The sequence below is a fragment of the Bacillus sp. FSL K6-0069 genome, assembly GCF_038007785.1.
Taxonomy (GTDB): domain Bacteria; phylum Bacillota; class Bacilli; order Bacillales; family Bacillaceae_G; genus Bacillus_A; species Bacillus_A mobilis.
Window position 1 is genome coordinate 2,976,034 of the sequence record NZ_JBBOXN010000001.1, and the last position, 22,064, is coordinate 2,998,097.

18 protein-coding genes are annotated in these 22,064 nt (G+C 37.3%); all 18 read right to left on the bottom strand.

Annotated elements, in window-relative coordinates:
• Window positions 1-70: 70 nt before the first annotated feature.
• Window positions 71-955 carry an alpha/beta fold hydrolase gene (locus tag MHB74_RS15280; RefSeq protein WP_061678333.1) on the bottom strand — a complete coding sequence of 295 codons (885 nt, stop codon included), beginning with the start codon at window positions 953-955 and terminating at the stop codon, window positions 71-73.
• A gap of 335 nt (window positions 956-1,290) precedes the next feature.
• Window positions 1,291-1,890 carry a DJ-1/PfpI family protein gene (locus tag MHB74_RS15285; RefSeq protein ID WP_061678332.1) on the bottom strand — a complete coding sequence of 200 codons (600 nt, stop codon included), beginning with the start codon at window positions 1,888-1,890 and terminating at the stop codon, window positions 1,291-1,293.
• A 215-nt stretch (window positions 1,891-2,105) separates the two neighbouring features.
• Window positions 2,106-5,576: a glycosyl hydrolase family 95 catalytic domain-containing protein gene (locus MHB74_RS15290; protein WP_061678331.1), complete on the bottom strand. Its 3,471-nt coding sequence runs from the start codon at window positions 5,574-5,576 to the stop codon at window positions 2,106-2,108.
• Window positions 5,577-5,730: 154 nt separating this feature from the next.
• Window positions 5,731-7,800 carry a bifunctional aldolase/short-chain dehydrogenase gene (locus MHB74_RS15295; RefSeq protein ID WP_061678330.1) on the bottom strand — a complete coding sequence of 690 codons (2,070 nt, stop codon included), beginning with the start codon at window positions 7,798-7,800 and terminating at the stop codon, window positions 5,731-5,733.
• A 157-nt stretch (window positions 7,801-7,957) separates the two neighbouring features.
• A complete protein-coding gene (locus MHB74_RS15300; protein ID WP_061678329.1) occupies window positions 7,958-9,748 on the bottom strand; it encodes an L-fucose isomerase in 1,791 nt (596 codons plus the stop codon).
• A gap of 1 nt (window position 9,749) precedes the next feature.
• A complete protein-coding gene (locus MHB74_RS15305) occupies window positions 9,750-11,243 on the bottom strand; it encodes a rhamnulokinase (RefSeq protein WP_061678328.1) in 1,494 nt (497 codons plus the stop codon).
• 27 nt (window positions 11,244-11,270) lie between these two features.
• On the bottom strand, window positions 11,271-11,921 hold the full coding sequence (locus tag MHB74_RS15310; RefSeq protein ID WP_061678327.1) for a class II aldolase/adducin family protein: 651 nt from the start codon (window positions 11,919-11,921) through the stop codon (window positions 11,271-11,273).
• A gap of 53 nt (window positions 11,922-11,974) precedes the next feature.
• Window positions 11,975-12,970 carry an ABC transporter substrate-binding protein gene (locus MHB74_RS15315; RefSeq protein WP_061678326.1) on the bottom strand — a complete coding sequence of 332 codons (996 nt, stop codon included), beginning with the start codon at window positions 12,968-12,970 and terminating at the stop codon, window positions 11,975-11,977.
• A gap of 47 nt (window positions 12,971-13,017) precedes the next feature.
• Window positions 13,018-14,022 (bottom strand): ABC transporter permease, encoded by a 1,005-nt coding sequence (locus MHB74_RS15320; RefSeq protein ID WP_081110254.1) that lies wholly within the window; start codon window positions 14,020-14,022, stop codon window positions 13,018-13,020.
• Window positions 14,023-14,056: 34 nt separating this feature from the next.
• The gene (locus MHB74_RS15325) at window positions 14,057-15,562 is read right to left on the bottom strand and encodes a sugar ABC transporter ATP-binding protein (protein WP_061678325.1); all 1,506 of its coding nucleotides are present in this window, start codon (window positions 15,560-15,562) and stop codon (window positions 14,057-14,059) included.
• Between the two features lie 59 nt (window positions 15,563-15,621).
• Entirely contained in the window at window positions 15,622-16,053 is a 432-nt protein-coding gene (locus MHB74_RS15330) for an RbsD/FucU family protein (RefSeq protein ID WP_061678324.1), read from the bottom strand.
• 53 nt (window positions 16,054-16,106) lie between these two features.
• Window positions 16,107-17,117 carry a LacI family DNA-binding transcriptional regulator gene (locus MHB74_RS15335; protein WP_061678323.1) on the bottom strand — a complete coding sequence of 337 codons (1,011 nt, stop codon included), beginning with the start codon at window positions 17,115-17,117 and terminating at the stop codon, window positions 16,107-16,109.
• Between the two features lie 305 nt (window positions 17,118-17,422).
• The gene (locus tag MHB74_RS15340; protein ID WP_061678322.1) at window positions 17,423-18,424 is read right to left on the bottom strand and encodes a phosphotransferase; all 1,002 of its coding nucleotides are present in this window, start codon (window positions 18,422-18,424) and stop codon (window positions 17,423-17,425) included.
• A 320-nt stretch (window positions 18,425-18,744) separates the two neighbouring features.
• Complete coding sequence (locus tag MHB74_RS15345) at window positions 18,745-19,401, bottom strand: uridine kinase family protein (RefSeq protein ID WP_061678321.1); 657 nt, start codon at window positions 19,399-19,401, stop codon at window positions 18,745-18,747.
• 307 nt (window positions 19,402-19,708) lie between these two features.
• On the bottom strand, window positions 19,709-20,113 hold the full coding sequence (gene arsC / locus MHB74_RS15350) for an arsenate reductase (thioredoxin) (protein ID WP_061678320.1): 405 nt from the start codon (window positions 20,111-20,113) through the stop codon (window positions 19,709-19,711).
• A 25-nt stretch (window positions 20,114-20,138) separates the two neighbouring features.
• A complete protein-coding gene (gene arsB, locus MHB74_RS15355; RefSeq protein WP_061678319.1) occupies window positions 20,139-21,179 on the bottom strand; it encodes an ACR3 family arsenite efflux transporter in 1,041 nt (346 codons plus the stop codon).
• Between the two features lie 18 nt (window positions 21,180-21,197).
• A complete protein-coding gene (locus MHB74_RS15360) occupies window positions 21,198-21,635 on the bottom strand; it encodes an ArsI/CadI family heavy metal resistance metalloenzyme (protein WP_061678318.1) in 438 nt (145 codons plus the stop codon).
• 60 nt (window positions 21,636-21,695) lie between these two features.
• Window positions 21,696-22,022 carry an arsenical resistance operon transcriptional regulator ArsR gene (arsR, locus tag MHB74_RS15365; protein ID WP_161772891.1) on the bottom strand — a complete coding sequence of 109 codons (327 nt, stop codon included), beginning with the start codon at window positions 22,020-22,022 and terminating at the stop codon, window positions 21,696-21,698.
• Window positions 22,023-22,064 lie beyond the last annotated feature (42 nt).

Consider the following 22,064-nt stretch of genomic DNA (forward strand, 5'->3'; position numbering starts at 1 on the left):
CTGGCTATAACAACTACATTAAGTCTTTCAAAAGAAAATCCGTTGCTCAAATGCGAACAACGGACCTTCTTTATATGAACCAATGTAAAACATCCTCGGCAATCTCTTCCGGTCTATCCCAATGCATTAGGTGCCCTGTATCTGTATAAAGTTTAGTCGTAATATTAATATGCTTCCTAAATTCCGCAATCTGCAATTCTCTTATTTCTAAATAATTATCTGGAAGATCACAATACAATAGTAAAATATTGTTTTTAATTTTATGCGATTTCAATGTCTTATACACCGTATATTGAAACTTAATTACACTTCTAGCAGTATCGCCAGTAGCATGCCATTTCACTTTATTATCTTCTTCTCTCATTAAATCATAAACCGCATGTTCTATTAATGGTGACCATCTAGTGTAAACCATTTTTTCTGATTGGATGAATGCTTCTTTACTGCCAAAAATATATTCATCAAAATCTTTCTCGTAATGGGTGATTTCTTCTTCTAATGACCGAGGTGGGCACTCTCCTTCTTTCGCACCTTTATATAGCTCCGCAAAATAATTTGCATTCATTTTACCATGATGATAACCACCATCTAACAAAACCATTTTATTCACTTTTTCTGGGCATTCTGCTGCATAGTGAAGCGCAACGCTTGCTCCCCATGAATGTGCTACTATATGAAATGTTTCTTTTCCTATTCGCTCAAGTAATGCTACTACCCAATTTGTTAAATGAGATGCACCGTAATCTTCATCCTTCCCAAAACTTGGTGTTTTCCCATGTCCAGGTAGATCAAACGATACAATATGATATTTATCCTGTAAAAGTTCCGCTATTTCGATAAAACTTAATTTTGTACTTCCTAAACCATGAAAACAAATGATTTGAGGTTTACTTTTATCTCCCCATTCACAAACCCTTGCTTCATATTCGCCAAATTCTACAAAAAAGTGATTCATTTTCAATCTCCTCTAATTATTAGATGTAAATTAGTTTGTATGCAAAATCGTTTTTTCAGAATAAGTAAATTCGACAAAATTATCCAAATCCCTTTTTCGTAAATGATTTGTATAGAATACGAGAGTTAGAAAGCACCCAACGCTTATCATTTCAGTTAATGGTTAGACTACCTCTTCACGCCTATGAAATTAATATAATTTAATAATTGTAATACACGTCTATCGTATGTGTGATATTAGGTTGTATTCAACCTAATTAATAATAAACGAAAGAGCCCACTCATACGAGTAGGTTTTTTTTCTTTAAAATCTGTAAAACTATGATTACAGTCAAATCACTTCCAAACAACACCTCGCCGCTCGTATTCCATTCTATATTCAACAGCAGCCGCAATTTTAGGACTTGCGAACCTTTCCGTAATCCAAAGACCTAAGTCAACTCCTGAAGTAACTCCTCTTGCAGTAATAACATTTCCTTGATCCACAATTCTGTAAGGAAGAAGCTCTGCCCCATATTGACTCATTTCACTCTGCGCCAAATGATGCATTGTCGCCTTTTTATTATTCAATATACCGGATGCAGCTAGTAACATACCTCCTGTACAAACTCCCGCAACAATCGTTCCTTCGTTGTGCATCTCTCTAATCATTTTAGTCAGAGTACCAAGCTCTGCTTCCTTTCGTGCCCCGTTCTCAGCTTTATGATTCCAGCCACCACCAGGTACAATTAACAAATCTGGACGATTATCCATTCGTAAAAAATCATGTAGTGTAATCGTAACTCCAAACGAAGTAGTAACCTCTTGTTTTTGTTCACTTGCTACGAGTTCAACCGTAAATGGAGCCCCTTCGTCTATTGCTCTTTTCAGTACTTCAAATGGTGCAAAGGAGACAAGTTCTCCGAAACCATCAAACAATACAATTTGTATTTTCATTTTTTGAACACCTCATCGTTAAAAATCACTTTATCGGTTATTTACGAGCTGTAGGCAAAAAATATAACTTTATATAATACTTTAGATAAGACGTCTTGAATTCCTCTAACAAATAAGTAACATACATCAAATGTAAAAATACACATACAAAAACGCTATTCTTTCCTATCATTCTACAGAAAGAATAGCGTTTTTTTTAGATTGTTAGCCTATCTTTATTTATAACTCAACCAAGCGTCGCCCCAGTCGGCATGATCGTTTCCAATACCGTTACCTGCATCGTCGACTACTAGTTTTAATTCTTTCTTACCAGTAAGATCAACATCAACAAATTTGGCCGGGGTATTATAGTACATTGTGCCGCTGTTAAATACTTCCGCTCCATCAAGTAGTACTTTAAACACGACCGAACCGCCTTTACCGCCAGGTTCTTGATCAATTCCTACATAAGAATTAAATTGTTTGTAAGTTGCCTTTGATATATCATAGGTAACTTCTGATTTTGCATGCGTTCCGATTCCTTTTTTATACGTAATCGGGCCTGTCGTTCCGAGTAATGAAATTGGGTTTCCATCGGTACTTTTATCTTTTTGAACTGTTGCCCATCCGGCAGTTGCTTTTACCCATGGAATGTCACTCAGATAAATACCACCAGAAGCGACTTGCACTTTCGTTGAAGTCACGACCGAATTCCCCAATTTTACGGAGACACCAACTTCTTTCATTCCTTTAAACTGAGTTGGCGGAGTGATAACAAACGAATACGTTTCTTCTCCTCCTGCCGGTAATTGAAAGTCCGTTGTTGATGGCTGCGCATTCCATCCTTCTGGTAATTGCAATTCAATTTTGCCAGGTGTCACTTTTTCCTTTATTTCATTTTGAACTTTTACTTTTAATGTAGTAGAACCACCTTCAACAATAATTGGATTTGGTTCTACCTTTGCCGAAATAAGCTTTACTGCTGGAGTTACTTCTATTTGATTCGATTTACTAACCGTTCCACTATCTGTATTTACTTCCGCTTCAATGGCGTACTTGTTAGCAACTATATCAATTGGAACAGGTAAATCCGCCTCAATTGTTTTAGATCCTCCTGGTTCCATACCTTCAAAAGCTACTTTAATTGGTTTCACATTCCAGCTCTCAGGAGCCTTTACAACCACTTCTCCAGAAGAAGATTTCAATGTACCAAAGTTTGATAAATGAGCTTTTACCTTCACTGTATTTCCTGCTGTTACACTGTTCGTAGATTCTAAATCGAAACTGAGCATAGACTCAATTTTATAAGATTTACCTTTTTCCGTTTTAAAGGAAATCGTATCGCCATCCTTCGTAAATGGCACCGGTGTATTCGTCCCAACTCTTGTTACAGTAAATGGTGTATTGAACATCGCACTTTTTAACTTTACATCGTTCCCGTGATCAGAAGTGACCTGAATAACTGTAGGAACACCATTTTTCCAGTCCGCATTAATTGTAAATGCACCGCGTGCTCTTAGTCCTTTGTAAGAACCGTCCTTCCAAGCTTTCGGAAGTGCAGGCAATAGTTGAATAGAGTCGGTATGGCTTTGGATTAACATTTCAGCAATTCCTGATGTCGCGCCAAAGTTTCCATCAATTTGAAACGGTGGATGCGTATCAAATAAGTTGCTGAGCGTACTTCCTGTAAGTTGCCCTTGCAAAATTTTATAAGCATGATCACCATCTAATAAACGTGCCCATAAGTTAATTTTGTTCGCTTTACTCCAGCCTGTTCCCTCATCACCACGATGGTTTAAAGTAACTTTAGCTGCCTCTAGCCATTCTGGTGTTTTGTGATTAATCATACTTCCAGGATATAGCGCCACTAGCTGGGATATATGCCGGTGTGTTTCACCAGGATCGTCTATATCATCCTTCCACTCTTGCACCTGACCGTATCTACCAATTTGAATTGGCGGGAATAATTTATCCCTTTTCGCCTTTAACTCATCTCGAAATACATTATCAATCTGTAAAACTTCACTCGCTTCAATTACATTTGAAAACAACTCGTATACTAACTGTTGGTCAAAGGCACATCCATTAGAAATGCCACCAAGCTCAGGAGACCAGCACGGAGAAACAACTAACTTCTTATTTTGATCTTCCACTAAAAACTTACTATGAAACTCTGCTGCTTCTTTAAGAATCGGATAAATCTTTTCTTGTAAGTATTGTTTATCATCTGTAAATTTATAATGTTCCCAAACGTTTTGACCAATGAAGGCGTTCGCACTAGGTGCCCAGCCCCAGCCTAATCCCCAGCCAGGCGCAGTAAATCCAAATGGATTATTCATCGTATTAACGGTCCATCCGCCGCCCTTAACACCGAAATGTTTTTCAGCTGAAACTCTTCCTGGTTCTCTTAATGAATCCACATAATCCATTAATGGCACAGCTGTTTCAGACAGATTTGTCACTTCTGCCGGCCAATAATTCATTTGCAAGTTAATATTGAAATGATAGTCACTTTCCCACGGTGGTGTGTTCGAATTATTCCATACACCTTGTAAATTTGCAGGAAGCGTTCCTGGTCTTGAAGAAGAAATAAGCAAATATCTTCCGTATTGGAAGAATAGTTCTTCTAAATACTTACTGTTTTCTTTACTGTAAGACGCTAGTAGTTCATTTGTTGGAACAGATGGTTGTTCCCCTCCTAAATTTAAAGAAACACGATTAAATAAAGAGTGATAGTCTTTAATATGCGTATATTTTAAAACCTCATAACTCTTTTTCGAAATAGCAGACATGACTTTTTCAACCTTTTGATGTGGATCTTCTCCTTTATAAGTAGGGTATTTATTTTCATAATCAGTTGCCGCAGTCATAATAATTGTTACGCTATCTGCATTTGCTACTTTTATTTTTCCATTCTCTGCTGTTAACGTACCGCCCTCATTCAGTACTTTGAATGCTGCTTCGTATTTCATTCCATTATTCGTGATTTGTCCTTTCATCGTGATTTTATTATCTACGGACGTTACTTCCCCTCCTTGTGCACTCGTTGGTCTAACATCTAATGAAATCTTTTTCGCTTCACTAGCCGTTAAACGCATGACCATAACGCGATCAGGATAACTTGTGAAATATTCTCTATTGTATTGAACATCTTTATAGTTATAAGAAACAGTAGCAATTCCCTCATTCACATTTAATTCTCTGCGATAATTGGAAAATGAAGACGCATCTGGCATATTAAAATCTAAGTATATATCTCCAAAATTTTGATAGGAACCAAACCCTTTTTGAAGACCTGTAAGAAATTGTGAAGATTCCCTTTCTGCTCCTGATTTATCACCTTTTGATAACTTTTCTCTAATGCTCCCTAAATGACTTGCTGCTCCATCACGATTCCCGAAAGTATACTCACTCGTACTGCTCGGTCCGCCAGTCCAAAGTGTTTTTTCATTAAACTGAATACGTTCTTGCTGGACTCCACCAAAAACCATTCCGCCCATATAACCATTCCCGATTGGCAATGCTTGTTTTTCCCAATCTTTTGCCGGCTGATTGTACCAAAGCGTTAATTTCTTTCCTTCTGGTTTTGGAGTTTCAATTGTAATAGGTGATGTTGCCTCTACCTTACTAAACTCTCCCGTGCTTCCTAAAGAGAATAATAAAGTACCGAAAAGCAATCCCCCTGTTAATAAGTTTTTAAGTTTCAAATTTCCATCCCCTTTTGAAAAGCGAATGTAAAATGTCCCCTTCTACGCATTGACTTATTCTATTCTCCCCATGAAATTCGCTATTCTTTTATATGAAAGTATAATAGGCAAAAAACATTTGCCCATTATACTTCTTGTTATATACGCGACATGATTATCTAGTAAATGCTGCTGTTACACCACCATCAACCGTAATCATACATCCCGTTGTTTTATCCGCCTTTGAAGAAGCAAAGAAAGCAATCGATTCAGCGATGTCTTTCGAATAAATATTAACCAATAATGTTGTGCGTTTACGGTAATGCTCCTCTAACTGATCAGGCTCGATACCGTATGCCGCGGCACGTTCTTCGCGCCATTTTGAACCCCAAATAGCTGATCCTTGCAGAACCGCATCTGGAAGAACTGAATTTACACGAATACCATACTCGCCGCCTTCAGCTGCAATACATCTCGCTAAATGCGTTTCGAGTGCTTTTACAGAGCTATATGCCGAAGCATTTTTCCCGGCATATACAGAGTTTTTTGAGCCGACAAATACCATATTCCCACCAATTCCTTGCTGTTTCATTTGCTTGAACGCTTCACGTGCTACTAAAAAGTATCCCGTTCCAAGCACGTTCATATTTAAATTCCATTCCTGAAGCGTTGTTTCATCAAATGGACTAGATGTCGCAAGTCCTGCATTGTTCACGATACAATCAATGCCTCCGTAAGCAAGTGCTGCCTGTTCAAATGCCGCTTTCACTTCTTCTTCTTTTGTTACATCCATTTTTACCGCGAGCGCACGATCTTCGCCATACTTCTCGTTAATTTCAGCCGCAACTTTTTCTGCTCCTTCAAAGTTCAAATCAGCAAGCACTACATGTGCGCCTTCTGAAACGAGGCAGCGTCCTGTTTCACTTCCAATTCCGCCAGCACCACCTGTAATAAAAGCAACTTTGCGAGAAAATTCCGCTTCAGCTGGTGCTAACGATAATTTATACAGCTCTAACGGCCAGTACTCTACATTGTAAGATTCATTTTCATTTAGAGAAACGAAGCGTCCAAGTGTTGTGGAACCTTTCATTACTGAAATCGCCCTATGATATAGCGCACCACTTACTTTTGACATCGCCACATTTTTACCAGTATTCACCATACCGATACCAGGAATTAAAATAACGCGAGGTGCAGATTCAAACATTTTGTCACCTTCGTATTTGTTACGTTCAAAGTAAGCTTTATACTCTTCTTTAAAGCTTTCCACACCAGCTTTCACTTTCTCTATTAATCCGTCCGTGTCTTTCGTTTGCGGATCCCAATCGATATAAAGAGGACTGCGCTTTGTATGAACTAAATGATCTGGACAAGCCGCCCCAACTTGCGAAAGCTCTCGTGCATTGTGGCTGTTTACAAATTGAAGTACTTCATCTGCATCATCATAAGATAATAGCATTTTCTTTTCATCACTAACTGCCCCGCGAATAATCGGCATTACTTTTGCAAGAATACTTCTACGCTCTTCTACTGAAAGTGCTTCGTATTTTTGACCTCCAAATACAGTACTTTCATTCACTCTCTCATTGATATATTGTTCTGCCTCATTAATAACAGCAATCGTTTTTTCATAACTTTCCTTCGCCGTATCTCCCCAAACGACTAAGCCGTGTTTTTCCATTAACACTAGTTCAGCATTTGGATTATTTTTCACGCCTTCTGCAATCATTTTAGATAACGTAAATCCAGGGCGCACATATGGAACCCAAACGAAACGGTTACCGTAAATCTCCTCGGCAATTTGTCTTCCGTTATGCGCGCAGCAAAGACTAATAATAGCATCTGGATGTGTATGATCTACATGTTTAAAAGGTAAGAAAGCATGCAATAATGTTTCGATGGACGCACGCGGATGCTTGCTGTCAATCATACAATGCGCTAAGTACTCTACCATTTCTTCATCTGGCATTTCTTCGCGCTCCATTAATAAACGAATGTCTTCCATTCTTAAACCAGTAAAGTTTTGTGCTTTCATAGTCGCTAAATCAGATCCGCTTCCTTTCACCCACATGACCTCTACATCATGACCGCGAAAATCTTTTTCCACTGTTTTTACCGATGTATTTCCGCCGCCCCAATTACATACTGCACGGTCTGTTCCAATTAAATTCGAACGATACACTAATTCGTCTACTCCTTGCGATAATTGTGATTCCTTTGTTTCGTTCCATAAACTTTTAACCATATTTTTACCCCCGTTATTTTTTATTGTTTCGGATACGAAAATAGTGTGTATCCGTACTTGCAATTCTTTTCAGCACTACAGTTGGTACAATTTCATTCCAATGCAGAAAAATATGCTCTATAGTAATCCCCCGATATGCAATCAGGGGATCTTATCATTAATGGTATAATGGGCCAAAGTTTTGGCAGGCGCGGTAATCTGCTGCTTCTGGATCTTTCGTTCCGAACATACCCCATGCACTCGGTCTGAAGATATTCTCTTCTTTGACATTATGCATATTTACAGGAATTCGGAGCATGGAAGCAAGAGTAATTAAATCATTACCAATATGCCCGTAGCTAATTACGCAGTGGTTAGCACCCCAATTATTCATTACAGTGTAAACATCTTTAAAGGCACCTTCTCCTGTTAAATTTGGTACAAACCAAGTTGTTGGCCAAGTTGGATCGGTTCTTTCATCCAATACGTCATGAACCTCTTCTGGTATTTCAACTGTGTAACCTTCTGCAATTTGTAAAACAGGACCTAATCCTTTTACAAGGTTGAGACGAGCTGCTGTTACAGGCATATTTCCCTTCGTTAAGAAATCACTTGAGAATCCACCTCCGCGGAAATAGCCTGTTGAAGCTGGTCTCCAAGAAGTCGCTGCTAGACAATTTTGAGCTTCTTCCTCCGTAATTTCCCAAAATGGTTTTATAACAGGCTTTCCATCTTTCGTTTGTTGTCCTGTACCATCAAGCGCAGCGGAACCGGAGTTAATCATATGAATAAATCCATTTGCCGCCAATCCTTCCGGTTTATGCCCTGTCACGCGTTCTACCGCCTCCGGGCTCCAATACGTTCTTACATCTGCAAAAACTTGAGCCGTATTTGTTAATAGATGGCCAAATAACATCGTAACCCCATTTAAACTATCATTTTCAGTAGCCATAATGTATGGAGGACGAATTCCGTTCCAATCAAAGGACGAATTTAAAATTGTTTCCATAAAATCACCATTCGGGAAATGGTCCGTCCATTGGCGCTGCCCTTGGAAACCTGCAGAAATGGCATTATGCCCTAATGCTTCTTCACCATAGCCAAGTTCCTCTAATTTCGGATTTCCAACCATAAGATCTCTTGCAATTAACGTCATTTTCACGCTCGTTTCCCAATCTTTATTCTTTTGCTCCCTTGAGCGTTGCGTCTCTTCCGTATTATTATCTGGGCCTTCTGGACAATACTCCTTCACCCAGTTTAAAGCCATTGCATACTCTTCCTTATCATAGATCTCTTCATCTATCCTTCTTACAAATTCAGACATGTCGATGTATTCATTTCTCATTCCTAAATAATCTTGGAAAAATTCAGGTTGGACTGAACTACCAGCAATCCCCATAGAGACAGATCCCATCGAAAGATACGATTTTCCTTTTAAAGTAGCAACAACAAGACCAGACTTTGCAAATTGGAGTAACTTTTCCTGCACATCTTCAGGAATGGATGTATCACTTAAATCTTGCACATCTTTCCCGTATATGCCGAAAGCCGGAATTCCCTTTTGATTGTGAGCAGCTAGGACAGCCGCAAGATACACTGCCCCGGGACGTTCTGTTCCATTAAATCCCCATACTGCTTTTGGAATATCGGGATTCATATCCATTGTTTCAGAACCATAGCACCAGCATGGTGTAACAGTGATAGAAACACCGACTCCCTCTACTGCAAATTTTTCAGCCGCTTTAGCCGATTCAGCCACACCGCCAATGCATGTATCAGCAATGACACATTCTACTGCTTCCCCATTATAGTGACGCAAATTTTCAGTTAATAAGTTCGCTACCGATTTTGCTAGATTCATCGTCATATCTTCAAGAGATTCACGTACACCATTTCTTCTCCCATCAACAGTTGGTCTTATACCAATTTTCGGTAATTTATTGTAAAATCTATTATGAACAGTTTTCATTTTAAAACCCCTTTTTCATTACATTTTGGTCGATTATTTCGGTAAAGCGGCCGTATGCTTCCTGCCATTCTGATTGATTTTGAGGTTGATAGTATTTAACAGGAAACGAATTTTTAACAATGTCTCTACCTTCCTTTAAATCTTTTATTTTTCCGAGTGCGATCCATTGGGATAATGCATTTCCAATCGCACTCGCTTCAACCGGTCCTGCTATAACAGGGCGGTTTGTCGCATTTGCAGTAAATTGACAAAATAAATCATTTTGAATGCCACCGCCACCCATATGGATAACCTCTATTGATCTTCCAGTTAAAGCTTCTAGTTTTTCTAAAACCCACCTATACCTGAGTGAAAGACTCTCCAAAATACAACGGAGGAAATTCCCTTCCGTTTCAGGCGGCTGTTGACCACTCTTTATACAGTAATCCCGTATTTGTTTCGGCATATTTTCTGGATTGAAGAAAGCAGGATCATCAGGATCTATGAAATGTGTAAACGGTTTTGTATGTCGAATCAACTCTGCCTCTTCTTCGTAAGTAAAAATCGTCCCTTCTTTTGCCCAAACGGCTCTACATTCTTGCATGAGCCATAATCCCATAATATTTTTGAGTACCCGGAACTCGCCATCTGCTGTTCCTTCATTTGTAAAGCCCCATTCCAATGCCTGTTTATTAACGATTGGATCTTTTACTTGAACTCCCATTAAGATCCACGTACCGCAACTCATAAAAACTGAATTTTCTGACTTTATAGGCAATGCAGCAAGAGCACAGGCTGTATCATGTCCCGTTCCAGCAATAACCTTAACAGGCTGTATTCCAAATTCGTTGTGAATCGAAGAAAGCGTCGGACCAAGAGTCGTTCCTGGCATCACAATATTTGCCATGATTTCTGTAGGAAGGCTAAGCTCGGTCATAAGGGCAGTATCCCAATTGCGCTCATGAATATGAAATAGCGATGTCGTTGTACTGATCGTATATTCATTCGCCTTTACACCGGAAAATAAATAACTCAATAAGTTTGGTGTTAATAAAAGAGTTTTTACCTTTTCCATTAAATCTGGATTATTCTTTTTTATCGTATACAGCTGGCAAATCGTATTAATTGCTGCTGGTGTAACTCCCGATCGAGAGAACAAAACATTCGGCGGAATGACTTCCGTGATTTCCTTTAGGCTATCATTTGTATGCGGATCTCTATAAGAATAAGGATTGCTAAGCAATTCACCTGTTTCAGATAGAAGCCCGAAATCAACTCCCCACGTATCGATAGATAAACTTTCAATTGATTTATGTCCGTTTCTAATACTTTTACCAATTCCATTTTTCATCTCCTGGAATATCCTTAACACATCCCAATAATAATGACCTGTTGCGTAAACCGGGCGATTGGAGAACCTGTGAACCTCTTCAATATAAAGGCGTTTTCCATCAAATCCACTTACCATTAAACGCCCATTGGATGCACCTAAATCAAAAGCCCAAACTTTTTCCATTCATTCACACCCTTCAGAAACATATAACTATTCCGCATCTTTTAATAGTTGTAATCTATATTTCTCGGAAGATAGATTTCTTAACTCGTGACATTCATCCTCTGTCAGTACTCTTGGCACTCCTATTGTCGATGCAATCGTATATACCTTTGCCGCTTCTTCTAGAATTTGCATAAGAAAATATGCTTCTTTCATTGTTTTACCAACCGTCAGGACGCCGTGATTTCTCATTACCACTACATCATTTTCTTCAATTACACCCGATACCGCGTTAGCCAATACTTCTGTAGTCGGTATCATATAGTCAAGGTAAGCCACGCTTTGAATCATTGCCGGAAAATCTGGGAATAGACTCGGAATCGTATGGCCAGTACATGATACACCTACCGAATGGCTTGGATGCGCATGTAAAACAGCTGTTATATCCGGACGCTTACGAAAACATTCCAGATGCATTAATATTTCAGAGGATGGTTTTAAATCATCCAATATCTCACCAGTTTCAATATCGACACGTACCCACTGATCGTCTTCTATCTCTTGCAAATCAAAACCGCTAGGAGAGATATACATCATATTCCCATCTCTCATACTTAAATTTCCACCTGCCCCTACGACAAGACCCGTTTGGACAATCTTATTTGCATATAATTTCAAATCATTGATTACACTCGTCAATGTTATACACCTCAGTTTCTATGTTATTTGCACTGCTAGTTTCGTTTTATATTTTATTGATATAGAACTTCCTTAATTTTTGGATCATCGATGTTCTTTTTATCGTACCAATAGAAACCAGTGTCGATTGTTTTTGATACTTGTTTCCCATCTAAGTTTTCAACAGCGGCTTTCACAGTTTCATAACCAATTCCAATTGGATTTTGTGTAATCGCACCTGCCATTACTCCGCTCTTAATCGCATCAATTTGTAGTTTTCCAGAATCAAAGCCAACTACTACGACACTCTTTTTGTTCAATTCTTTCACAGCATTTACTACACCGATTGCAGAACCTTCATTTGTACCGAAAATCCCTTTTACATTTGGGTGTGCTTGCATAATTGCTTTAGCAGCGTCAGTCGATTTTAATTGGTCACCGCTACCATATTGAATGTCTACAATTTTGATGTTCGGATACTTTGATTTGATTGTATTTACAAAGCCATCTCGGCGTTCAACACCAGTTTTACTTGTCTGATCATGAGCAACTACTGCTACTTCCCCTTTTTCATCAATTAATCCAGCCATTTTCTCAGCTGCAAGAGCCGCTGCCGCTTTATTATCTGTTGCAGCTGTTGCTACAGGTATATCTCCTTCAACACCTGAGTCAAATGCAACAATCGGAATTTTTTTGTTTTTTGCTTGTTCTAATAAAGGAAGAGCAGCCTTAGAGTCTAATGCAGCAAAACCAATCGCATCTGGTTTTTTATCAAGCGTGCTACGTAACATTTCAACTTGTTTATCAACCTGTGCTTCCGTTTCAGGACCTACAAATGTAATATTCACCTTATATTCATCTGCTGCTTGCTCAGCCCCTTTTTTAACTGCTTGCCAGAACTGGTGCTGGAACCCTTTTGAAATGATCGCAACATAACGTTTACCGTCATCTTTTGGAGGAGCACTACTATCCTTACTTCCCGTGCTTGCATTGTTTGAAGAACACGCTCCCATAAACATTGAGATTGCGAGAATTGACGATAAAACGATGCCTTTTTTTGCTTTTTTCATCTAAAATTCCCCCTATATATTGTTTTATATTAAACGCAATATCTCAGTTAATTCTTCGCTTTTTTGTTTCGCAACACATCTGCGTAAACTGCTAATAAGATAACAGCCCCAACAACTACTGTTTGCCATTCTTGCGGCACTGAAAGGATTTGTAGACCATTTGTTAACACACTCATAATCAATGCACCAATCACAGTACCAAGAATTGTTCCTTTACCACCACTTAAAGACGTTCCTCCGATAACGACTGCTGCGATTGCTTCCAATTCATATCCTGCTCCTAAAGCAGGCTGAGCAGAATTTAAACGAGATGCCATTATAATCCCTGCAACACCAGTAAAAACACCTGCAATCATGTAGATAATTATTTTCCACTTATCTACATTCACTCCAGAAAGACGCGTTGCTTCTTCGTTACTTCCTAGTGCAAATGTATACCTTCCGATTATCGTTTTATTTAAAATTAAGCTTGCGAAAATGGCCATTCCAAAAAAGATGAAAACCGCATTCGGAATAGCAAAACCAGGGATAATAGAACCCATCGCAATTTTGTTAAAGCTCGGTATAGAAGTGAAATAGATTGGAGTGGCTTTCGAAATAACAAGTGCCAATCCTTTCGCAATCATCATCATCGCTAACGTTGCAATAAATGGTGGAATCTTCAATTTTGCAATCGCAGCCCCAGAAACCAAACCTACTACCGCACCTATTAAAATACCTCCGATAACAGCTACCCAAACCGGTAAACCTAAATTGACAGCAAAAACGCCTGTCATAACCGAAGACAAAGTTAGTACGGTTCCACATGATAAATCAATTCCACTTGTAACGATAATCATCGTTGCCCCTAAAGCAAGGATGCCTGTAACAGCTGTCGATAAAAAGATTCCTATAATGTTATCAAATTGCAGAAAATTAGCTGAAGCAATTGAAAAAATGAAAACAAGTACGATTAAACTTGCAAATGCTAGAAGCTGCTGAAGAGCATTTGAATTCATCCCTTTCCTCATCTTCCCTTCAACTGGAAGTTCGACTACCTTTTGTATTTCCATTCCTGTTCACTCCTTTATCATCCGTTAATATTCATTACATAATTCGTTTTGTTGCAAGCGTCATAATCGCTTCTTGCGATGCTTTTTCATCATTTTTCAATTCTCCAGTTATCTTTCCTTCACACATGACAATTACACGGTGACTTATTCTTAAAATTTCAGGAAGTTCTGAGGAGATCATAATGATCGATTTTCCTTGCTCAGCTAAATCGTGTAGTAACTTATAAATTTCGTCTTTTGCCCCAATATCAATTCCGCGTGTAGGCTCATCAAAGATTAAGATATCTGAATCTCTAGTCAACCACTTGCCAATAACTACTTTTTGTTGATTCCCTCCTGAAAGGTTTTTCACTAATTGATTACCTGACGGCGTTTTTATTTTTAACCTTTTAATTAATTCATCAGACTGTTGATCAATTTTAGATACATGCATCAAGCCAAGAGGTTTTACATAATCTTTCATGGATGCCATGGCAATATTTGTTTTGACATCCATCCCAACTAGAAGCCCAAACTGTTTTCGATCTTCGGACAAATAGCCAATTCCATGTTGTACTGCATCAGTCGGGCTTTTGATACTCAACCTTTTTCCATTTATGAAAATCTCCCCTGAATCTAATGGATCTGCCCCAAATATGGCACGGGCTACTTCCGTTCTTCCAGCTCCCATCAATCCAGCGAAGCCAACGATTTCTCCTTTATACAGTTCAAAACTTACATCCTTTATCGTGTTCCCTCTCTTTAAATTTTTCACTTCAAACACTTTTTCTCGCGTTTTCTCTTTCATTTCTGGTTTTTGATTGTTATCAATTTTTCTTCCAACCATCATAGAAATTATTTGTTCAATCGTTGCATCTTTCGTGTTCATCGTTCCTACGTATGTACCGTCTCGCATAATCGATACACGGTCCGTAATTTTCTTTAGCTCTTCCATACGGTGAGAAATATAAACAATCCCCACACCGTCCCCCCGTAATTTCCGAATCATAACAAACAATGAATCGATTTCAGTATCCGTTAAGGCTGCGGTTGGCTCATCCATAATCAATACTTTTGAATCAAAGGAAAGAGCTTTAGCGATTTCCACCATTTGTTGTTTCGCAACTGTTAAATCCCCTACCAATTCCCTTGGATCTAAATGAATGTTTAACCTTTCAAATAGTTTTTTCGCCCTGTTATTGAGTTCTTTTTCATCTAAAAAAAGATTAAATAGCCCTTTAGGTTCTCTTCCAATAAAAATGTTTTGGGCAACTGTTAAATGCGGAGCTAAATTAAGTTCCTGATGAATAATACTGATCCCAAGTCTTTGTGCTGCTTTTGTATCGGGTACCTCTATTTCTTTTCCTTCGTATGCAATCGTTCCAGTATCCCTTTGATAGATCCCTGTTAAAATTTTCATTAATGTGGATTTACCAGCTCCATTCTCCCCCAAAAGCGCGTGAACTTCGCCTTTTTTCAATTCAAACCGCACATTAGAAAGCGCTTGCACACCAGGAAACGCTTTACTAATTCCATCCATTTTCAGTAGCAATTCACTCACCCCATCACCTACTACCCTATGATTTTTTAAATGAAACAATATATAAGTTTCATACTGCGCTAATCCGTAACCACGCCCTTTTTTAAAATGATATTGGCATAAAGAGCACTCTCACTCGTTGCAACAATTGCATAAGCTTTCTTTGCTCTCTCATAAAATGCAAAGCGGTCAATCATCTCAAAACTATCAAAATGAGTGTCATATTGTTTGATCACTGCATCATACGTTTCCCAAATGACGGGCGTGGTAGGATCCCCTTGTACAACCTTCATTAATGAAACGGAATGATCGCTATACGTATCGAGCGGAAAGAACTGCAAAATCGCCTGTAAAACTTCAAGAACCCCATGCCCTTCACACCGGATGAGCTTCGCCCCGCAAGAGGCAGCGGGGAAATTTCCATCCGCTAAAACAATCTCATCCCCATGCCCCATTTCTAAAAGAATTTTCATTAAATCTGGACTCATTATTTTCGGTATTCCTTTTAGCATTTCTATCTCCCTTCCAATTTTTATCTGAACGAAAATCATTATTTCTAATCGTTTTAACTACTTACACTTTGTGCATCTATTAGTAATTTCGGTGTAAATATTTCATTAAAAGGACCTTCTTCATTATTTAAACGCTTTAGTAAAATATCACCTACTCTTTCTCCCATTTCATATGGTTTGTGAGCTACTGATATAATCCCAGGTGCTCGTAATAATTGCGCTGCTTCCACATCACCAAATGAAGCTACCACTATGTCCTCTGGTACTGAGTATCCTCTCTTCGTTAATTCAAGAAGAACACCGAATGCCATTTCATTGTTCAAAGTTAGAATAGCTGACGGTTTCTCAGTGAAATTAAGAAAATAATCAACTGCTTTCATTCCACCTTCTCTTGTGAAAGTGCTATTAAACGTGTAGTTTTCATCTTCATGAATCCCGAACTCTTCCAAAGCTTTTTGAAATCCTTCATAGCGCTCTTTACCTGTACTAACGTTCAACAATCCATTCACAAGACCAATCGATCTATGACCCTGTTTTAAAAGATAACTCGTTAATGTATAAGCACTTTCAAAATTACTTTCTATAACCGAATCTAATTTTGGACCTCCAATCTCAACAGTCCGGTCAACTAAAACAATTGGTACACCGGCTTGATGAATACTTCTTACTCTTTCTTCACAACCTCCAGCAGTCGCCAACACAATCGCATCTACCCGTTGTTCCACTAGTAGCTGCAACAATTTATCCTCTTTTTTAGGATTTTCATGACTACTACAAAAAATAAGGTTATAACCCTTTTGCTGTACAATATCTTCAATCGCCTTTGAAATTGTCATGTAATACTGGTTTGTGATATCTGGAATCACAACACCAATCGTATATGTTTTATCTTGCTTTAAACTTCTAGCAATCGCATTTGGTTGATAATTAAGTTTTTTCACAGCTAAATAAACACGATCTTTAATGTCGTCACTTACAAATCCGCTTTCGTTTAACACCCGAGATACTGTAGCTGTAGACACATTCGCTTCCATTGCAACATCTTTAATTGTAGACTTAGCCATTTCATCACTCTTTCTAAGTTTTCAAGAAATCGTTTACTTCAGTTTCGTTTAAAGCTTTATTTCATCCATGTAAACGATTACTTAGTAGTTTACATGGATAATAATAATTTAATTTTCGAAATATTTCAACACTTTTTAAAAACATTTTTTTATAAAAAATACGACTATACATCAGATAACCTGTAAAGTGTGCATGAGAGCATTTTTTTATGATTAAATGGGACTTTTTTAGACTTATATTCTATAGAAGGAATGCTGCAACATCGTTCTATTACGAAGATTCATATTACATAAAAAGAAAGAGCCTACTCGTGTGAGTTGGCTCTTTCTTTACTTACTAATACATATAGATTTTCTCCCCTTATTTTATAAACTCTCAAATGTTCTACTAATTCATTCTCTTCACCTAATAGACTCGTCGTTTTTTTAACGAAGTTCCAATTTAAACTGCCGGATAACCATAGTAGTGAAGAAAGTCTTTTATAATCATTTAAAGTTAAAATATTATTAGCTCCATACCCTTTTAAAAATGCTCTAGCAACTTTCGAACATACTACATGTGACTCTATTCCTTCTTTCCGGGAATACCACTTTATTAAAAAGGCTAGTCCTTCCATACGATCAACATATCCAATCGATTCAAAATCTACAATTCCTTTTACACATTGATTTAAATCCCATATGACATTTAAAGGATTTAAATCAGTTTGTACAATGAACTCCAAATTACTCGCATGTGCGCATTCTATATGATACTTAGCGAGATCTATATACCCTCGCAATTCCTTACATGTACCACCCTTATTTTCTAATAGCTTTATAAATTCACCATATCCATCTAAATGAGATTTCTTTTGAAAAGTCGAGCTTTGAAACATACTAGAAATATCATGTATCTTTCTTGCTTCCTTTCCGAAGACTTCTGCCATCGTTTCTGTACAATGAGTAACATGTTCCCCTTCCATCCAAGTAGACAATACAAACCGGTACTGTTCCTCATTCCAAGTGACACATGTAAAGGAATCTCCCGCCCTATTCTCCTTAATCTGCATAAACGGTATTCCATGCTCTCGTAAATAATACGTAAACCGTACTTGCTCTTTCAATTGTTCATTTGATAACGTTCCAAAGGCTGGATTGATTGTTCGATCGCTATTTATAAACCGTGCGGAATACCGATTCCCATTCACCATGATTTTATAGTGTAAATCTGTATGCCAACTGTTCTTATGTAGTTCTTCTTCAACTACTAATGTACGAATTTCTTTAAAGTAGTTTATTACTATGTCTTTTATTATTTGTTTCATACTATTCTCCTTTCATACAAAAATTCATTTTTGTACTTCCTAATAAAAACCTTTTAAAGTGAGAATTTTTATGATACACCTAATGTATTCAAATAGAGAATCCTATCCTACTGTGAGTAATAATGCAGTTATATAATTTTGCCGCCAAAATTACAGTAGCCTTCTATTTATGTAGATGAAAGAAGGCTACTAAATCTTTTTAAAAATCTAGTTATTTCATAGTGAATGTATTATTGATTAAATAATACATTTGTTTAATACAAGTACTAAATCAGAAAAAATAACCGTCATAATGCAATTAACAAATTGAGGATTTTCATTTAAACTTTATAAAACTCAAATGTATTTTTCTCTAAACATATTGTTTCATCAGAAGTTTTGATAATTATATCAAAACGCTGACTATACGAATGCATAAATACTTCATATTGAATCCGGCGTTCTTCATGAGACTGCCTTAAATAATTTATATCGGCTCCCCTTTCAGCTATATCCCGGCTTGATCTTCTCATTAGTTCCGTTTCGCCATCTGTATAAAAATAAATTTTCAAATCAAATAAATCAGGATTAATAAATGCGGCGCTCATTCCTTCCACAATCGTTACTTTATTTTCCGAAGAAATCAACTTACTTTTCATATAATGCGTATCTATCGTATAAAAATCTAACCCCGCTCTAATCATATGAATATCTCTTTCTAAAGCTGCCAAATGGTGCGCCGCTGGATGACAAGCTGTCATTTTATAACGATGATTTTCATTTTGATATGTATAGTGAATCACTGCATGCTTGCGGATATCCGAACTAACAATGTAAGGATCTGTATTAATATAATTTACTTCATTTTGATTTAGTAGCTTTACGAGTCTATTAGTAAACGTCGTTTTTCCAGCTGCACCATGTCCTGAAATACCGATAACAATTTGTTCATCTCTCATCTTTAACCAATTTATGATTTCTTGTAACAACTTATCCATCATTCTCCCCCTTGCGCTAATATACTACCCTTTATTTTAATATCCAAAAATCCTTTTATTTAATTATACATAAAAAGGAAAAGATAGTGTGATTATTCATCATACCATCTCTAATTCTAAACAACTTTATGATCTTTTAAATGACTTTATTATTTGTGAACACCTACATGATTAAATACATTTCTAACTTTATCAATCCAATAGAATATCCTCTATTTTTCGGTAATTTATGCGAACCAATACAGTCATGACTAATAAAGGAAAGAGCCAATCTCCTATATGATAGAAGATTGGCTCTTTCCTTTATTTATTCCCCTGTTTCAGAAAATCGCTTTATACGTTCTCCAATTTCATCGCGAACACGTCGAAATTCAGACCATTCTTTTCCTGCTGGATCATCGAATCCCCAGTGAACACGATTTACGTGCGGAGGTGTCGAAGGACAAACAGAATCTGCATGACTACAAAGGGTAACGACTAAATCAGCGTTATTTAAAATATTTGCATCAATCATATCTGATGTTTGATTCGTTATATCAATATTTACTTCGTTCATCGCTTTAATCGCATTTGGATTTACTCCATGTGCTTCGATTCCTGCAGAATATACATTCCACTTATCTCCTACATATTGTTTGCCCCATGCTTCTGCCATTTGGCTTCGGCACGAATTTCCTGTGCATAAGAAATAGATTGTCTTTTTGTTTTCCATGTTGTTTTCCGCCTTTATTTTTAAATTATACTGGTTGATCATTAAAATATTTACGCTTAAACCAAAAAGCGACGTTTACAAGTGCAATCATTACAGGTACTTCCACTAACGGCCCAATAACAGCTGCAAATGCTGCACCTGAATGAATACCAAACACACCAACTGCTACTGCAATCGCTAACTCAAAGTTATTACTACCTGCTGTAAATGCTAACGTTGTAGTCACTGGATAGTTTGCACCAATTTTTCTTCCCATAAAGAAAGAAACAAAAAACATGACAATAAAATAGATTAATAACGGAATTGCTATTCTTACTACATCTAATGGTACGCTAACAATCATTTCCCCTTTTAATGAGAACATAACGATGATTGTAAATAGTAATGCAACTAATGTAAGTGGACTAATCTTCGGTATAAACACCTTTTCATACCATTGTCTTCCTTTTAACTTAACAAGTACAAAACGTGTTAACATACCTGCTATAAAAGGAATTCCCAAGTAGATAAATACGGATTTTGCCACTTCTACCATTGTAATATCGACAATAGCCCCTTCAATTCCTAACCATTCTGGAATGACTGTTACAAACACGTATGCATAAACGGAGAAGAATAACATTTGAAATACTGAGTTAAAAGCCACTAAACCTGCTGCATACTCTTTATCCCCATCTGCAAGGTCGTTCCAAACAATTACCATTGCAATACAACGTGCTAAACCAATCATAATGAGTCCGACCATGTATTCTGGCTTATCCGGAAGAAAAATAATTGCTAGAACAAACATAAGTACAGGTCCAATAATCCAGTTTTGTACTAAAGATAAAACCAATACTTTTACATCTTTAAATACTCGGCCCATTTCCTCGTAACGAACCTTTGCTAATGGTGGATACATCATGACAATTAAACCGACAGCTAGCGGGATAGACGTTGTTCCAACTTGTAATGTATTCAGTCCTTCTACTATACTAGGAAATACAAACCCTAAACCAATCCCAACAGCCATAGCTAGAAAAATCCATAGTGTTAAATATCGATCTAGAAAAGATAAACGTTTCATTTTATTTTCCATCTCCTATTAACAACAAGAATTTTTTTCTACTACGTTAGAAGTCGTGCAACAAGATGACTCTTCAATTGTATGAACATCACTCTGTGCTTTTGTATAAAAGAATTCCCACTCGTTCCCATCAGGATCCGTTACCCAAAACTTATCTTGAACTGCATAGCAACAAGTCGTATCCATCTCATCACGCGCAAAGAACCCTTCTTTTTCTAATCTTTCTTTATGAAATGTAATTTCTTCAGCTGTATCCACTTGGAAACCGAAATGATTTACTTGATTTCCCTTCACTTCATCTCGTACGTTCAGCGTGAAATTAAGTCCTGGCGTCTCTAATAAAAATTTTGCATAATCCACTTTCACCTTAACTGGTGACACACCAAATACCTTTTCGTAAAATTCGATAGACTTCTCTAAATCCGTAACATTTATACCAACGTGAACATATCTCATAGCAACTTCCTCCTCTTTATATGTTATTAATCAATTTTTTTTGATTAATAGTACAAAATTTTAACAACAGCTACCTTTGCCTGTTTTTCTAAAAATACAGCACAATTCTTCTGATAATAAATTATTTACTTCCGCATCATTTAAATCATAATAACTCCACGTACCTTTTGTTTCTTTTACAATTAAACCTGCATCTAATAAAATCTTTAAATGATAGGACAACTTAGATTGCGTCATTTCAAAAATCTCTGTTAAATCACACACACAAGTCTGGCCTCGCTGACAAAGTTCATACATAATCTCTAAACGCTTCTGGTCTGCTAATGCTTTGAATTTTTTCTCATAGAGCTGAAAATCTTGCGCCACTGTAATACCCTCTCCCTTCATCAACTTTTTTTGATATTTATAGTATATATGTAGATGAGTTCT

Coding starts and splice junctions, on each gene's coding strand:
- MHB74_RS15285 (WP_061678332.1), bottom strand. CDS start 1,890: ATGAAAATACAAATTGTATTGTTTGATGGTTTCGGAGAACTTGTCTCC.
- MHB74_RS15305 (WP_061678328.1), bottom strand. CDS start 11,243: ATGGAAAAAGTTTGGGCTTTTGATTTAGGTGCATCCAATGGGCGTTTA.
- MHB74_RS15295 (WP_061678330.1), bottom strand. CDS start 7,800: ATGGTTAAAAGTTTATGGAACGAAACAAAGGAATCACAATTATCGCAA.
- MHB74_RS15340 (WP_061678322.1), bottom strand. CDS start 18,424: ATGAAACAAATAATAAAAGACATAGTAATAAACTACTTTAAAGAAATT.
- MHB74_RS15360 (WP_061678318.1), bottom strand. CDS start 21,635: ATGAGATATGTTCACGTTGGTATAAATGTTACGGATTTAGAGAAGTCT.
- MHB74_RS15330 (WP_061678324.1), bottom strand. CDS start 16,053: ATGCTAAAAGGAATACCGAAAATAATGAGTCCAGATTTAATGAAAATT.
- MHB74_RS15320 (WP_081110254.1), bottom strand. CDS start 14,022: ATGGAAATACAAAAGGTAGTCGAACTTCCAGTTGAAGGGAAGATGAGG.
- MHB74_RS15315 (WP_061678326.1), bottom strand. CDS start 12,970: ATGAAAAAAGCAAAAAAAGGCATCGTTTTATCGTCAATTCTCGCAATC.
- arsB (WP_061678319.1), bottom strand. CDS start 21,179: ATGAAACGTTTATCTTTTCTAGATCGATATTTAACACTATGGATTTTT.
- arsR (WP_161772891.1), bottom strand. CDS start 22,022: ATGAAGGGAGAGGGTATTACAGTGGCGCAAGATTTTCAGCTCTATGAG.
- MHB74_RS15280 (WP_061678333.1), bottom strand. CDS start 955: ATGAATCACTTTTTTGTAGAATTTGGCGAATATGAAGCAAGGGTTTGT.
- MHB74_RS15300 (WP_061678329.1), bottom strand. CDS start 9,748: ATGAAAACTGTTCATAATAGATTTTACAATAAATTACCGAAAATTGGT.
- MHB74_RS15345 (WP_061678321.1), bottom strand. CDS start 19,401: ATGGATAAGTTGTTACAAGAAATCATAAATTGGTTAAAGATGAGAGAT.
- arsC (WP_061678320.1), bottom strand. CDS start 20,113: ATGGAAAACAAAAAGACAATCTATTTCTTATGCACAGGAAATTCGTGC.
- MHB74_RS15335 (WP_061678323.1), bottom strand. CDS start 17,117: ATGGCTAAGTCTACAATTAAAGATGTTGCAATGGAAGCGAATGTGTCT.